This is a genomic window from Halodesulfovibrio aestuarii DSM 17919 = ATCC 29578, from assembly GCF_000384815.1.
Taxonomy (GTDB): domain Bacteria; phylum Desulfobacterota; class Desulfovibrionia; order Desulfovibrionales; family Desulfovibrionaceae; genus Halodesulfovibrio; species Halodesulfovibrio aestuarii.
Map to the genome: position 1 here is coordinate 805,225 of NZ_ARQF01000021.1, position 15,901 is coordinate 821,125.

At 38.6% G+C, this 15,901-nt stretch carries 9 protein-coding genes; 4 read left to right on the forward strand and 5 right to left on the reverse strand.

Annotated elements, in window-relative coordinates; translation table 11 throughout:
- Window positions 1–40: 40 nt before the first annotated feature.
- The 3 genes from dptH to dptF are packed head-to-tail and all read right to left on the reverse strand — an operon-like array spanning window position 41 to window position 8,676.
- On the reverse strand, window positions 41–5,779 hold the full coding sequence (gene dptH / locus F461_RS18080; protein ID WP_020001911.1) for a DNA phosphorothioation-dependent restriction protein DptH: 5,739 nt from the start codon (window positions 5,777–5,779) through the stop codon (window positions 41–43).
- Window positions 5,760–7,076, reverse strand: coding sequence for a DNA phosphorothioation-dependent restriction protein DptG (gene dptG, locus F461_RS18085; RefSeq protein ID WP_020001912.1), 1,317 nt, complete (start codon window positions 7,074–7,076; stop codon window positions 5,760–5,762). Before dptG ends, dptH begins: the two co-directional genes overlap by 20 nt.
- 1 nt (window position 7,077) lies before the next feature.
- Window positions 7,078–8,676 carry a DNA phosphorothioation-dependent restriction protein DptF gene (gene dptF / locus F461_RS18090; protein WP_020001913.1) on the reverse strand — a complete coding sequence of 533 codons (1,599 nt, stop codon included), beginning with the start codon at window positions 8,674–8,676 and terminating at the stop codon, window positions 7,078–7,080.
- A gap of 129 nt (window positions 8,677–8,805) precedes the next feature.
- On the opposite strand from dptF, the gene dndB reads away from it, so the two are divergent.
- From dndB to dndE, 4 genes are read left to right on the forward strand one after another with little or no spacing between them, the layout of a single operon-like run.
- Window positions 8,806–9,909, forward strand: a complete 1,104-nt coding sequence (gene dndB, locus F461_RS0114635; RefSeq protein WP_026364795.1) for a DNA sulfur modification protein DndB — start codon at window positions 8,806–8,808, stop codon at window positions 9,907–9,909.
- Window positions 9,890–11,392 (forward strand): DNA phosphorothioation system sulfurtransferase DndC, encoded by a 1,503-nt coding sequence (dndC, locus tag F461_RS18095; protein ID WP_020001915.1) that lies wholly within the window; start codon window positions 9,890–9,892, stop codon window positions 11,390–11,392. Before dndB ends, dndC begins: the two co-directional genes overlap by 20 nt.
- Complete coding sequence (gene dndD, locus F461_RS0114645; protein ID WP_020001916.1) at window positions 11,364–13,343, forward strand: DNA sulfur modification protein DndD; 1,980 nt, start codon at window positions 11,364–11,366, stop codon at window positions 13,341–13,343. Before dndC ends, dndD begins: the two co-directional genes overlap by 29 nt.
- 2 nt (window positions 13,344–13,345) lie before the next feature.
- Window positions 13,346–13,678, forward strand: coding sequence for a DNA sulfur modification protein DndE (dndE, locus tag F461_RS18100; RefSeq protein WP_020001917.1), 333 nt, complete (start codon window positions 13,346–13,348; stop codon window positions 13,676–13,678).
- 201 nt (window positions 13,679–13,879) lie between these two features.
- Here the strand turns inward: dndE and F461_RS0114655 are convergent, their stop codons facing one another.
- A complete protein-coding gene (locus F461_RS0114655; protein WP_020001918.1) occupies window positions 13,880–14,383 on the reverse strand; it encodes a TIR domain-containing protein in 504 nt (167 codons plus the stop codon).
- Entirely contained in the window at window positions 14,376–15,821 is a 1,446-nt protein-coding gene (locus tag F461_RS0114660) for an SIR2 family protein (RefSeq protein ID WP_020001919.1), read from the reverse strand. Before F461_RS0114660 ends, F461_RS0114655 begins: the two co-directional genes overlap by 8 nt.
- Window positions 15,822–15,901 lie beyond the last annotated feature (80 nt).

Here is a 15,901-nt window from a genome sequence, read left to right on the forward strand (position 1 = left end):
CCCTACCAATATTCGGAAGGGACATTGTGTTTAGTTCAATTTAATCAATTTCAACTAATATAGCTTCTTTCCAATACCTTTTGGAATTACTATCTAACCCAACTTTCTCAAATAAAAATTCAATAGCCTGCTGTACGGTATCGGGTGAAGAGCTCAACATATTGAAAATATTTTCAGTAAAACCTGCTTGAACATCCAATGTTATCAGTGCAGCTGATGAAGGATCTTGGTTTGCATTTTCTAGCAACTCTTCACCATTAATTACCTGCCACACACCACTACTTCTTAATCTCCAGAAGGGATATTCAGGATGATGAGCCTTGCGCTCTGGTCCTAATTTCTCCAAGAGCTTGGTTAAAGGAGCTTGAACAGCCTCAAACGCCATTAAACGCTCTTTACCAGCACGTATACGAAATAAAGTATACAATAGGACAAGGGGTTTATGAATTGCTTTTTCTTCGCCTTTTTTCCAAACAACTAAAGAAGATAAAGCTTTTTGGAGCTCTTTTGCGCCCATAAGTTGCCAAAAAGCCTTATCCAACATGTGACGCACGCTTACCCCGCCACCAACGAATAAGCTCTGATGTTTTTGAAGCGTTGCAACTTGCATTGCCAAGTCAGATTGAATATTCTTTTCTGAAGCACTAAATATCAAGCTTGCATGATTTTTTTCTACTTTTGCAATACGATGAATAATCCAGGTCGCCATATATTCAGCATAGTCATTATCTTTTGTCTTGAAATGGGCAAGACTTTGCGTTGACAAAATAGTTCCAACACCAAACTCCCGCCCCTCTTTCAAAACTTTACGAAATGACGGAAAATTCTGAGCCATAAAATTATCAGCCTCATCAACTAAAATAACTTTGGTCAATTGGCGATGTTCTCCTTGAATTTCTGGCTTACCCGCTTTTTGCATTTGAAGATAAAATAAGTCTAAAGTCAGCGCAACAATCAAGCTCTGAATATTACTCGGGTAATTGATTAGATTTAAAACAGTCACCCCTGAAAGAACTTCATAAAGAGAATTAACTTTTGTCGCATCTCTCTCAAAGATATCAAAAGAATCCAACCGGTACAGTGCCGCATAAAGCGAGTCCTCTACAGGATTTTCCTCTAAAAAAAGTTTATACACATCGTGTATGGTTGGAGCTGGTGCTGTCAAATCATCCAACACACCTGCACGGCGATAAGCTTCCATTATCAAGCGATGTAATTTCATCGTTTGTTTAACCCCAAACCCAAAAACACGTGTGATAGTATCAACAAGTCCTTCAGCTATCAGCATTGGATCTGCATCGCCATACAGGCTTAATGGATTATAAGGGAGCTTTTTAGGCTTAAGAACGGTTGCATTGGTTGCTGAAGCAAATTCTTCTCCTACGTAATCAGCTTTGTAATCAAAAATTAAAAATCCAACTTGTTGGCCATTAACATTGCAAGCCCTCTGCTGTACTAACTGGGTAATAAGAGACTTAGTAAATTGTGTTTTACCCGATCCCATAGTCCCAATAATACCGGTATTGGGATTCAAGAATTTTGATGTATTGGTTGGCTCCCAATAAACTGGTGATGCTGTTACACTTTCATGGCCACAAAGTACTTTAATGCACTCAAGTTTGTCTATTTTATCAAAAGCTACTGTTTCCTTTGAGCTAGTCTCTGGTTGGTCATCATCGATAATAGATGACACCTCATTACTGGCAACATTAACTTCAATACTCATACTGTGCTCATTGCTAACTACCTGCGACGAGGAAAAAAGCTCATCAACAACAGATGACTCCGCTTTCTCTAAACTAGTTTCATCCCCTTCTACAGACAGTGCATTCTGCCTCAGCTCTTCTTCTTTGGAAACAGAATTGACATTCTCAGAAGAAGCTAAATCTAACTTCCCTGGCTCAACTTTCGCACTATCACTTTGAGATGGATGGACCGAATTAAGGTAACTTTGGAGAGACATTGATGCTAAAGAGCATAACGTGAATTCACTCGGTATGCCAAAATGTTCTACCAAGCTTAATCTTGCCTTTCGCCCAATCAGATCACCATTCACCAAATACTCTAGTGAAGCCATTGGGAGCGTTATTTTCAAGACATTACTCTCAACTTGATACATTGGTCCTGAAAGTTTTTTTGAATTAGAGTGGGCTACTACAATTCCTTCAAAAAAATCATTCAATTGTTCAAGTTGATAGTCACCTCTAAGCCATTCTTCTCGTTGATCTAAAATTGGCTTGAAGTAATCTTCTTCAAAAATTCCATATAATTGATAATTTTCTATTTGCATGAAGACCTGACGTACAAACAGCGCTCGATACAGCTTGTGTGCAAGGATTTCTTTTCCCAACAAATCATCACCCATATATAGTAAAAGAGAGCGTGCCTGAGTAACAGCTTTGTCATAATTGGGTGGCGCTCCTGTTTTCACTTCAACAGGCAGTAAATACATTTTATTATCTTTAAACCCTACAAATAAAATGTCATCTGAAATTGCCCCATTTTTTACGCCATGCAACGCCCTAGCCAAATCTCCTTCTAATATGGACAAACCAATATTCCCTGACACACGAATCATTTCGGCAATCGAAATCGGTACCCAAGTAATTGAAGAATCAGAAAGCATAGCAGCAACAAATTTATACGCACCGATAATACCAACACGCTCACGTTGTATATTAGGCTTTGCGGTCAACATTCCTAACAACCACGTACCATTAAAGGCATTAAACTGACTAATGTCACCACCATCAATCGTAGCTAGAATATTGGAGAATAAGTTAGTTTGCTTGGTAACAGTAATTGCATCGTAATTGGTTGAAGGAGTATATTGATCTGAATAATGAATAAGCATCAAATCCCGTTCAGATCTAAAAAAATCTAAAGTAACTTTAGGATCAATAATTGTTGTCCAAATTGAACTATCATAGCAGTGCTGCAATGAGTTCCTAAAACTACCATCAACTGCTAAGGCCACCGCAGAAGAATTAGTATATTGTTCATTGGAACCGATAGCGGGTTTAATAAGTAAACCGTATAGGTTAGCCAACGGCAAAGCTGTCGAGACTGAACTGTCAACATTTCTTAAACCAAACGCTGTGAAATATGAGTCTTCTTTGCATTCAGAAGCATCGCCACAAAGTAAGCCATCGCAAGTGACGCCGCTCAAGTCATTTACAATCGTAGTTGGTTTCACTTGCGGCTTATTATTATTTCTAAAAAAAGAGACATGCGAATAGGCATGACAACCATCAGCCTCTTTATGGGTAAACTTGCTATGAGTAACACTCTTACGCATCATTTCTATTACAGAAGTTAGTAGCTCTTTTTCTGATTTTTTAAAGCGCCCTTCTTTGCTGATAAACTCTTCTGCTTTTCCGATGCTTTCTAAGCGTTTAAATTCATCAAATGAGTTTAAAACAGCATTATCATCATAGAAACTAATATGAATTGGGTTAGATACGCCTTTCCTTTTTTTCATAAAACGAACAATCCCCCAAAATAGTTCCGCTGCTGAGTGCATATTTACAGCGGTCACTAATAGCGGGCTCTCTGGACGTTCAAATAACGATTTATACCCAACCTGAAATTCTTCAAGCTTATCTGCGACTAATTTTCGAACAAAATTACGGCAACTGTCGTGCTGCGGAACAACCTTTAACCAAAATATATTTTCAGAAACAGGAGTCAATGAAGCATATTCTTCATCAGTGTGGAAAATATATGGCAACAGGCCACTTGGTGTTAATCTTTCCTTAGTAATTGCTGGAATTAATTTAAAGCTACCACTAGAGTCACTTGTCACCCTATCAAACAAATCCCAATAATACGCCAAAACTAAAGGGTGAAAACTCGAATAGTAAGTCTCACCATTTATCTCAGTCACCCCCAACGACAATATCTTTTTATGCTCTAATGTAAGCATTGCCCCCTGAGTTATCTCACGTAAGTAAGCAGTTGTGGAAGTCACCAAGTCATGAACAATAGTCCGATAAGACTCTCCCCAAGAGGTTAATGAAGGCGTTGTATTATTTGAGCGCAAGTATTCAAAGAGCCTTTTGTAAGCAGAAAAAACTGGGCCTGAAATTCCCTTAAGCTCTTCCAGAGTAATTTCGTTACCGTTATAAACGCCTAGCTTTTCACCATGCAACATTTCGCATTCGTGATTTAAAAGTACCCCACGAACACCAACAACTTTAGACTCACGATTATCTAAACTATATCTATCGCTATCTGTCAGGACAGTAGCGTGGTAAGAATCATCAAACAATCTTTCAAACCGCTGCTTACTAAAGGCTAGCGGAACATCAAGAGAATCAGTTGCAGGCACTCCTTCTAGAGCAACTTTCAGTTTCCCTTTTACACCTTTCAAAACAAACTCAAGAGAATCAGTATCATTCCAAGATGTTGAAACATCAATCTTTGAAAAAATAGAAACATCAACTTCAGGGGTGTTATCCAAGAGTACAAAAGTTTGGCCGGGTGCATTTGAAATAGGTAAAATGCATTTATCAGTTTCTACTCTCAAAATTTCTTTAGTGACATTTAATAAAAAATGATCCTTGATGTTACCTACTGAAATTATCCCTGCCGGAATTACTAAACAACAAAACTTATAGCTTTCTGACGTTTTTTCTCGCTTCACTTTTATTGTGAAAAAAGCAGGACTCACAGGAACTGGCGCAATAAAACTCACCAAACTGCGCCCAGAAGGACCTAACCGACAATCTGGTTTTATATTTTTTAATGACTGACATTTTGTTTTTAGACTAACCTCAGATTTTTCTAACGCAGCTCCATCAAATGTAATTTTAAATTTCATCTCTGATGCATCATCATTAGGAACAGCAATTAGGTGTAATTCCCGTTGCCCTGCCTTAGTTAAGCTCTTAGGTCGATCCCAAAGTAGTCCCCCTTCAAATTCTACCCGTTGAAAAACAACTCCCTGTTCCTTATTGCGTTCGATTTCTTCTCTATATTTGTCATAGCTAATTTGATTCCAAGTTGTTGGGTCATCAGCTATTTTTTTTCTAAATCTTCGACCTAAATCATAATTTTTCAAACGATCAGAAAGTCTATCAGGATAATTCTCTACCTCAAACCCTATATCCTCATATAGCGTTCTATTCTCTTCTATTCTTTTCTGGATTTGAGAAATATCGCTGCTCATAGTTAATATGTATGGATCATTAAACAAACCTAACTCAGAAAACTCTAATCTCCCATCATCTAATGCATCAAAAAGAGGCTTAAATCCAAACATTGTAGAGTTTTCATTTTGGATAACATCACATTGATATCCTAACAAACAGCGTGAGAGGTCTTTAAAGCGACCTTGCTCTTCAATTTTTTCTTTTAACGACTCACTTACACTTTCAACACTCCAGACATTCCCTTTTGAGCCAAGGTTAAGTGCAGAGTTTGTTATCGTATCAAGAGAACTATTATGGATCATTAACAGTGCAGCACCCTTAAATTTTCCACTTTGTCCAGCAACTTCGTCACGCAATTTGGAAATATAGCTATCGGTAAAGCCATTCCCCCCATTTGTTTTATGAAGTACGGGAATAAGATAACAATCTGCAATAGATATCGCCGGCAATGCAGTTTTGCCATCATTTATATACGGTTCCGCTCGTTCTAAAAATGCATTAAAAAGACGTTCACTATTATCTGTGCTAGGAGACTTAAACTGACAGCGGAAACCAGGACTAATAGATTCCTTTGCCCAACTAACAAACCTATCAACCTGAAACAACTCAAATTGTTTTTCCAACATATACAGCATCTCCACTATCACTTAAACGTTCCGAATTACCAATTCGCTCATAGAATTCAATTAACTCTTGCTGACTTTGCGTATCTAAGAACACTCCACGATCGTTAAGACCTTGAAGCAGATCACTAAATCGTAACTTTTCACTTTTCCCAACAATTAAATTAGTCAACAGCAGGATCATATCTTGCGATAAGACTAAAACCTTTCCTGCTCGCCCTCTTGTGGCAGTGAAGGACTTGGCAAAGTAATTTTCAGCACTCCTGCAATATTTATTGAGTGCGGCACTTCGAGTTCCTTCGAACTGAAGGATGAACAAAGAAGACAAATAATTAACCGCCTCTTCAACATCATTAAAATCTTCAACTTCTCCAGCGAGCTCTCTCTTGATCATAAAAGGGCTTAAAAAAGCTCTTAAAACCCTCAAAGCTTCTGTCTCATATAACTCTAACTCATTAATGAATTTCCAAAACGGCTTAACACTTTTGGATTTATACTGAAAACATTCGCACATAGCTAAGATAGGGAAAACTTGACGTAAATGTTCCTCAAATAATTTATATCCATATCTATGAATATACTTTCTTTCAAAACTTGCTTTTTCATTTTCTAATAAAAAGTATAAAGGCTTAACCCTAGGCTCTTCTTTTGAGTGCCAGCTAAGAATTGATAGACTAAGTTGCGAAGTATACAGAAAGCCATATAGGGTTAAAAAATTTTCTATTTCTCGAACAAACAACTGAGGATTATCTACTAAGAATTGAAAATCTTTTCTGAAATACTCAGAAATCATAGGAAAATATGGTTCTCTTTTGGGAACACGCGGCTCTGTATCTTGAAGGCTGTTGCGCAATAAATCTGATAGCTTTTGCTCGATAAAAGTTAATTTATCAAAACAAAAGTCTGGATGCTCAGCACTCAACAAATCAGCAAAGAAATCAGCAACTCGCCTCTCTGGTGATTTGGAATCTACTTCACTGCCATGAAAAACTAAAAATTCTGGAGCGACAGAATAAAGTTCATTATTACGAAAATATGTTTGCTCAAGAAGTTCCCATCCCTTCCCTTCTTTAATCCCTACGCTTTCAAACTCTTTTTTGGCATCTTCGCAAAAATGCTCAACAGAATATCGACTAACATCTTTTGCTAAAACAATTTCCAAAAAGGCACCCACGACTTTATTCCAGTCGATAGGAGTATCATGAGTTATGAATGGTAAAAATAATCCAGGCTTATTCTTAGCCTCTGCACGTTGTACAATCTGTTCGTCTGTCCAAGTTACAAATTCTATAGGATGCATATTACCCCTCCTGGACCCCAATATATTTGTCATGGTGTTTTTTAAACGTCGTGCACTCACCATTACGCCAAAAGACTAATGATGACTGTTTTCTTGCAACAGAAAGAATAAGCTCTACTACTTCGTCCAACAACAAAATTACTTCGTTATCATATCTTGTTGGTTGATATCCTTTAAGAACATCAAGAAGCAACTCAAGCATATTTAATGTAACTTCGATAACACCTATTTGTTCTCCCTCAGCAAGCAAGTACGCCTGAAAACACATCGTCTTCTTTTCTTTTCCCTTGCTAATACGTTCAAAATCAGGAGTAATATTTAGCTTTGCAGCTACAATGGTTTCGCCATATTCAGAAATCACAAACTCATCACTGGGCAACTGTGGTGCAGACCTATTAATATAGGTGTGAAGACTTGGAATTAATTTTTCAAAATAAAAATCAAATAAGTAATTTTCAGATAAACCTTCTCCAGTTATCCCGCTGTGCAGTAACCAAAGGCGTGCGAAAGTTCTAACGAGATCATCGTCACTTTTCTGAAAGAATGTTCTATGATAATTTGATGAAAATTCAATTCGATGAAGAAGATAGAATAACCGAACATGAGAATAGGCTGAGTCAACACGAATTACACCAAACTCATCTTCCAGCTCATCAGTAAAAGTCTTAAAATCTAAAACAGTAGCGTCTGTACTTTGTTCAACAATAAATTGATCAAGCTCTTTTGAGCGGACTAAAGCCGGATCATAACTTTGAAGATTGTCAAGCAGTTCATTATCCCCTCCCTCGAATAATGTATCAAATAAATACCCTTTCGAGCATAGCAGTTGATATAAAAAATCCAGTAAGGCTCGGGCAGTCATAAATTGATTTTTTGCTAGGCGTGCACAAAGTAAAAGTTCAATTAAAAGCTGTTGCACTTCCTTTCTTGCTAGCAACTTAAAATTAACGGCCAAATATGATGAAGTATCTCGATGAATTTCACTTTGGAGTAAACTGTAAAATGGATTCTCATCACTCAACTTTGTTAACTTTTTCATTATGCTTTGAGCAAATTCTGAATCAACACCTTCGCTGGAAAAAGAAAAACGCTGAAAATCTTCAAAACACAAAAATCTATAATCTGAGCTAGTTGTATCACTATCTACCGCTAAAAACTCTTTGATTATAGACTTAATATCATCGTGCTCAACGGCTCCCTCTTCAGCAAAGTTACCAAGCATTCCTACATTGATCCCTACCACTAGTGGTCGCTTACTCTGCTTGTATTTAGTAAACCGCTCATTAAGTGCTTCAACTGCGGTTTCTTGAGGAGAATTGCTATGTGTTCCATCTAAATGAAAATCGATTAACTGCTGATAAGAATTCTTATACCGTGTTAATATTTCAGACTTTCCATCACCACTACTCCCACACAAAAAGAGTATTCCCGCATTCTTATCTGCAAGCTTATTCAACTTGAGAGCAAACTGCTCTTCTATTTCACTTGGAACATACAAGTAGTCTTTTATTTGTCTTAACTCGTCCGTTCTTTCCACGTCAGTGCTCACAGCAAATGGTGATGACTTGGAAAGTACACTCAAAGCATCATACAACCTCATCACATTCTCCCTATTATTCCAGTGGTGAAGACAAATATTAGCTATATGATATTGAATGATTTAAATCCATACTGTTATTCGGAAGTCAATTAAGTTGACTTCCACTTCATATTTTGCAAATCACTACTTATGAAAAATACTTCCACAGAATTTAGTTATTCGTTTCCAGTAATTCGGGGGATACAAGCTGGTCGTGAATACTACACAACAATGTGTCCGCTGAAGCTTGTTCCACGACTTTTTAAGTTTGTTGAGGACGATCTTCCTGCCGATCTTCGCGCACAACGCACTCTCAACAAACAACGCATTCCTTCCCTTGCTCGGTATATTATCGATAACAAAAAAAGCTATGCATTTTCTGCTCTCACGGTATCTATTGATGGTGAAGTTTATTTTGAAGCAGCCAGTAACGACCCTATAGGAAAGAAGCTAGGTGTACTTTCAATCCCAATGGAAGCTCGATTTCTTATTAATGACGGGCAACACCGTAGGGCAGCAATTGAAGAAGCGTTACAAGCATGTCCTGAATTAGCTGATGAAACGATTTCTGTAGTATTTTTCGTTGATTCTGGTCTAAAACGCAGCCAGCAAATGTTTGCTGATTTAAATAGATATGCAGTCCGCACCACTCGTTCCCTTGGAATCCTCTATGACCACAGGGATCCACTCGCAGAACTTGCTAGAATGTTGGCAGATACAGTTCCAGTTTTTATCGGGATGACAGAAAAAGAAAAAACGACTATTTCCAACCGTTCTAGAAAACTGTTCACACTCAGTAGCATCTACCAAGCCACAAAGCAGCTTCTGCAAAAGGGCAAAAATACCAAATTTTCTAAGCAGGAAGAAAAATTGGCGATCGAATTTTGGACAGAAATTTCCAACAATATTCCAGATTGGCTTCTCTGTAAGCAAAAGAAAGTATCTGCATATGAATTACGTGCAGATTATGTTCATGCGCATGGCATTGCCCTTTCTGCACTTGCAACAGCAGGTTCTACTTTAATCACTACTCATCCAGAAGGTTGGAAAAAACACTTAGCAGCTTTAAAAGATCTTGATTGGAGTAGACACAACAGGGAAATATGGGAAGGTCGTGCGCTAATTGGTGGCAGGTTAAGTAAAGCAAAAACCAACGTCACACTTACTTCAAATTTATTAAAACAGACACTTTCACTTCCTTTAGAGCCAAGTGAAGAAGAAATAGAGACACACTATGCCCCAGGCAAAAAGTAACGTTACTGCTAAAAAGCTGGATGAACTCATCAACATAATTCAGCAAACATATCTTGCTGACGATCGCCCTTGGATCGTTGGTTACAGTGGTGGTAAAGATTCCACATGCACTCTGCAAATTGTATGGGAAGCTTTAGCGAGACTACCGAAAGAAAAACGCACAAAGAAAATTTACAGTATTTCTTCTGACACTTATGTAGAAATGCCTTTAATTGAACAATATCTTCTAGGGCAAATATCTACACTTAATCATGGCGCGACAGAGCAAGACTTACCAATAGAAGCATACACGGTTGAACCAGATGTTGATGAGACATTCTGGGTAAACATGATTGGGCGCGGCTACCCAGCGCCATACAGGAATTTCCGTTGGTGTACAGACCGCATGAAGATCAAGCCGACCAGTCGATTTATTAAAGACAAGATTGCAACACATGGTGAAGTGGTTATAGTTCTTGGCGTTCGCTATTCAGAAAGCTCAGCTCGCGCTGGAAGCATGCAAAGTGAACGCACAACTGAAAGCGGTAAAAAAGTTGGTCGCAAGATTCTTTCAAAATACCTTTCCCAACACAAAGACCTTGCTGGCGCTTTAATCTTCTCTCCTATTGAAGATTGGAGCACCGAAGATGTCTGGGAATACTTACGTGGCTACTGCCCACCGTGGGGCGGCGACCATAAAGAATTAGAGCGCCTTTACAGCAACGCTCAAAAAGCAGACGACGATGGTGAAGATGAGTTGGCATTAAAAACTTTTGGCAACAGCCGATTCGGCTGTTGGACCTGCACTGTTGTGCAGCGTGACCTTTCAATGGAAGCTTTCATTGAAAAAGGCGAAGAATGGTTGAAGCCGTTGCTAAAATTTCGCAACGATCTCATGCGTACATTCGAACAAGAGTTCAAATTTAAACACCGCAAGTATCGTAGACGTACAGGTCGTATCGAAACAAAAGATACAAACGATGGGCAGAAAAAACTCATTTGGGGGCCATTTACCCTCGAATATCGCCAACACTTGCTACGCAAACTGTTAAAAACACAGCTTGAAGTCTGTGAGCTCAAACAAGATCCTTCCATTGAATTAATTCGCAAGAATGAGCTCTACAGGATTAGACAACTGTGGTGTAACGATGAAGGCGACTGGGCTGATTCATTGCCTAAAATCTATGAAGAAATTTTAGGTGAAAAATTAGAAGTTCCACGTGATGACTGGTCAGGCATGGGAAAAGCTGAACACGAAATCCTTCAGGAAGTTTGTGCTCAAAACAATATTCCTAAAGGACTAGTTACAGAACTTTTCGATCTCGAACGCCGTCACCACGGCATGAGTAGACGTTCGAAAATTTTTGACAAAATTGATTCTATTTTTAAAAAAGACTGGCGTACTCGCGAAGAAGTCTTTGCTGAAATAGGATATGAAATGTCAATAGAAGATGATGGCGTTGGGGGTATCCATAATGTTCTTGAAAAAAATAACTCTCGATAACTATGGGCTGTATAGAGGGCAGGTTACTTTCAACCTATCACCCGAAACAGCTCCTGAAGACCAACCTATCGTACTTTTTGGTGGCCAAAATGGTGCTGGCAAAACAACGCTATTCGATGCAATCCGTCTCGCTTTCTACGGCAAGACAGCAATTGGGTCACGTTTAACTGACAACGAATACAAAACTTTTCTTGCAAGTAAAATCCACAGATCCACTTCTGCAGTCTTACATGCTAACTATGCGGCTATCTCAATAGAATTTCAGCACGTAATTCTAGGTGAACGTTCTGAGTATAAAATTTGTCGTTCTTGGGAATCATCTGAATCTGAAAAAATTACGGAAAAACTTTCCATATGGAAAGATGGCGAAACTCTAACTGGCGTTAACCAAGATTACTGGGCTGGTTTTATCGAAGAAGTTATTCCCGAAAGGTTATCTAGCCTTTTTTTCTTCGATGGTGAAAAGATCAAAAGCATTGCTGATGACACAAATGGCAATGCCGCTATGGCAGAATCTATTAGAACCCTTCTGGGACTGGACATCGTTGAAAAGCTCAAGTCTGACCTTGCAATATACCGCACCAAGCAAGCTAAACAACAGTCTAACAGCGATTATGCCTCACAAATCAACAGCCTTGAACTCGAAGTTGAAGAATTAGACGCTAACTTGTTGGCCTTAAAAGAAGAACTTGCCTCTAATAAGACTGGCATAGATGGAATCCAAAATACCATCAACAAAGTTGAGGGAAAACTTCGCAACGAAGGCTCAGTATTTGCGAACCAGCGTGACACTTTTATTGAGAGACGGGCACAAATCGAAACTTCAATCGAAGAGCAATCTAAAATAATTCACCACCAGTGCGAAACCATGTTTCCTTTCTCATTGTGTCCAACCCTGTGTGACAAGTTAACAAAACAACTTGCTGCAGAGGATGAGGGCACTAAAGCTCGGGTTGTAGTTAATGAACTAAATGGAATTCTTTCTGAGATTCAAAGTAAGCTATCTAGCGACGCCAACCTTGCTGATAAAATCTCAAAAGGCATTAACAACAGGCTAAACAAGTATAATGCTGCCTTAGATTTTACTTCATTACTCAAGCTATCGCCAAAAGAAGCGCTGACAATTTTAGGTTGGATTGAACACTCCGCAAATTCATCAAAGCCATCGGTAAACAGCGCACGTGATGAACGCGAAAACCTTACACTTCAGCTTCGCAAAGTTGAACAGGACATCCAAAAAGCTCCCGAAAGCACTGTGCTTGAACCAATCATTGAAGAACTTAACTCTCACAATCAACGATTAGGCGAATTGCAACAACAGCGTGTAGAATTGGAAGAAAAGCTTCGTAAAAATGAAAATATATTAGCAGATGCACAAAGACGCTTACATAAAGCAACCATTGCGGAAGTTAGTGACAAAGCTTGCGGAAAGCGCATTGAATTGACAACGAGAATTGATGATGCCCTTGAAGAGTATGCAGCAAAGCTTACCCAGAAGAAAATTGAAGGACTACGAATTACTGTTACAAAATGTTTCAACAGGTTAAGCCGCAAAGGCAATTTGATTAAAGACATCCAGATCGACCCAGATAACTTTTCAGTTACTCTCTTCGATCGATATGGACATATGTTGCCGAAAGAGGAACTAAGCGCTGGTGAGAAACAACTGTTTGCGGTTGCTCTACTTTGGGGACTTTCAATTACATCAGGCCGCCCACTACCTGTAATCATCGATACTCCGCTTGGTCGTTTGGATAATGCACACAGAAAAACGCTTATCCACAACTACTTTCCTAAAGCAGCCGCTCAGGTCATCATTCTATCAACGGATACTGAAATTGACGAACAATGGCATGCAGAACTAAAACCTTATGTGTCCAAATCGTTCATGCTTGCCCATGACACCGTCGAGAACTGCACTTCAGTAAAAGAAGAATACTTCTGGAGCTAACAATGAACGAACTTACTCTACAGCGCGTTCCTTTTACTAAAGACGCAGACAATAAGCTTAGGTCATTAAAGGCAAAGACAGGACTTACCCCAAATATCCTATGCCGCCTTGCCTTCTGCCTTTCAGTGGAACACAGCACGACACCACCTGAAGTTGACATGACAGAACGTGGGCGTGAAATTAACCGCTACACACTGTTTGGTGAATATGAAACATTGTTCACGTCTCTTTTAAAAGTGTGGCACCATGAACACTCGTCACCTCTTGAAATAAATGATCTTTGTATTCGCCACATCCACCGTGGGATATCATTGATCAATCCCAACAAGTTATAAAAAGAGCAGCCGAATGGCTGCTTCATATTGCTGACAAACCCCAGTTTCAAATCGAAGCTGGGGTTTTCTATACGTAAGCTTACGCCCCCATCCTGAGATTTGAAACCTTACAAACAACATAAAAGAAGTAAGCTCTCTACTAATAAATAAGCTTACTTCTATTTATTAAAATTATCTAAAACCATGTGTTATGGTGTGTTATTAGTCATGTTGAGACCTAATCTTGATTGCTTCCTCAACAGCGTTGGTAAGATGCTTCTTAATCCATGCATATTTTTCTTTACTAGTCGCCCCGACTGGATTGTAACATTTAACCAACGTTGATAATTTCTTTTTAGACGGGCTATGTATCACGTGATCAAAAGGGTTCCCCCCCATACGAGACGTCTTTCCGTCTAAATCCTTTAAGCCGTGAATTTTAATCCCAACGACCCCCATCCCCTTATCCCAAGCTTTTACGATTTCGTGAGTAATCCATTTACGACCTCCTGTATTCTCACCAACAAGAACAACTGCGCAGGACTTACCTTTCATTTGCCCCTCAATCCACTCCTTAATTGCTTTCTCCCCCCCCTTCTTTACCTTCTCCCAATCATTATCAGTAGCAGGACGACTTCCCTCTAGAACCCCAATGTTACGAACTTGTGAGGCTCGGCTAGCGTCAGGCTTATAATGAAAACTATAGAAAACTCTTCGTTTAGGCATATTTTAACCTCTCCATCTTGCATGTATGTTGAATTGCTTCAAGAAGTAATTCATTTAACTCTTTAATGTCACTTACTTTGTCTAACTGAATAAGGTAGTTCTTAAAGTCATTAGGTAACTCCTCCTTATCCAAGTATTCTTCAAGCAGTTCCTTTGTGATATAACCAGTTGCCCCAACTAAAATAATTGGAATTCCATGCTGAAGGCAAATTTCAAATTCTTCACTCATGCCATCCGACATAGCCAAGGTGCCATCCTTTAACTTCTTATTACCAAAAAGGAATACTGCTATTCCAGCATGCGAGATCATATCGCTGCGATATTGGGTATAGCATTGTTTAAGATTATCACTTTTAACCTCTTGGTATGGGAATGGTCTCAATATAAGCTGCTCTGCGGAATGCGAAGCCCCTCTCAAATATATTTCTTCCAATGCCCCTGAAATAATAGAACTCCCAACACCAAGCCCAAAACCTGAAACTATTTTAAAATTTTTTTTAATAAGATCTGAACTTAAGTTATTCAAAAAAAACAAAGCGTCTTCTTCTGACCAATCATTATACTCGTGGGCTGCTCCAGATATAAATACAGTTTTTCTTTTATATCGAGATTCAATTTCGCGTAATAGTTCTGTTATTTCAAAATATTCTTCAACCTTGATGGCCTTTATTCCAAATCTTTTTAGATCGTTTATAAATAATTCTTGCTTTCGCATGTTGTATTCATAATCAGCATTACTATTACATTCATATTCCTTCACAGACCTTACAAAACAATAATGCTGCCTCTGATTTTTTTCATAGGCAACTCTAACACGGCTTAAAATATAATCTAAATTCGGGTCAGTAAAACTAAAGCCTATAAAAATGAACGTCTTGGATATCAAATCACCTTTCAGTGCCGACAGATAATGTTCCATTTTTAAATGATACTGTTCATAGTCATCTTTTGTTAGAATTGCATTATTGGGATGGTCAACATCACCATGCATTTTATATACAACGGCATCGCGACCTCTTTTAGTAAGAGTCAGATGCTCGTTTGTATGTTTCACATCAACACACTTTCCACGTTCAGCTAGAGCTAATTCGATTAGTTTATCATAATTAGTTGTCCAATAAGTCGATATTGGCAATGAGCTCAACACAGAATGTGTTGGAGTCGTATCTTTTTTCTGTGAAAATTTATTTAGTATTATATCGTTTATTTTGCTTCTATTATCGCAATTTTCATTACAATGGTATTGAGCTAACGCAACTAAGTCAGTTACTTTAGAAATATCTAATGATAAATCTTCAGCAAGTGGTTCTAACAGCGTTTTCCAATCAACAAATCCAGCCCCTGCCGATAGTCCTGCCCCTGCAAAAATAGCTAAATTGTCATCTTCAAGCTCTGTTAAAATGGCTTTGACAAACACTTCTTTCTCACGACTCATCATATTACAACTCTAATCAGCTAAAATTATACTAACAAAATAAATTTGATCACCGGACATGCCACGTACAACTCTTTTTTTAA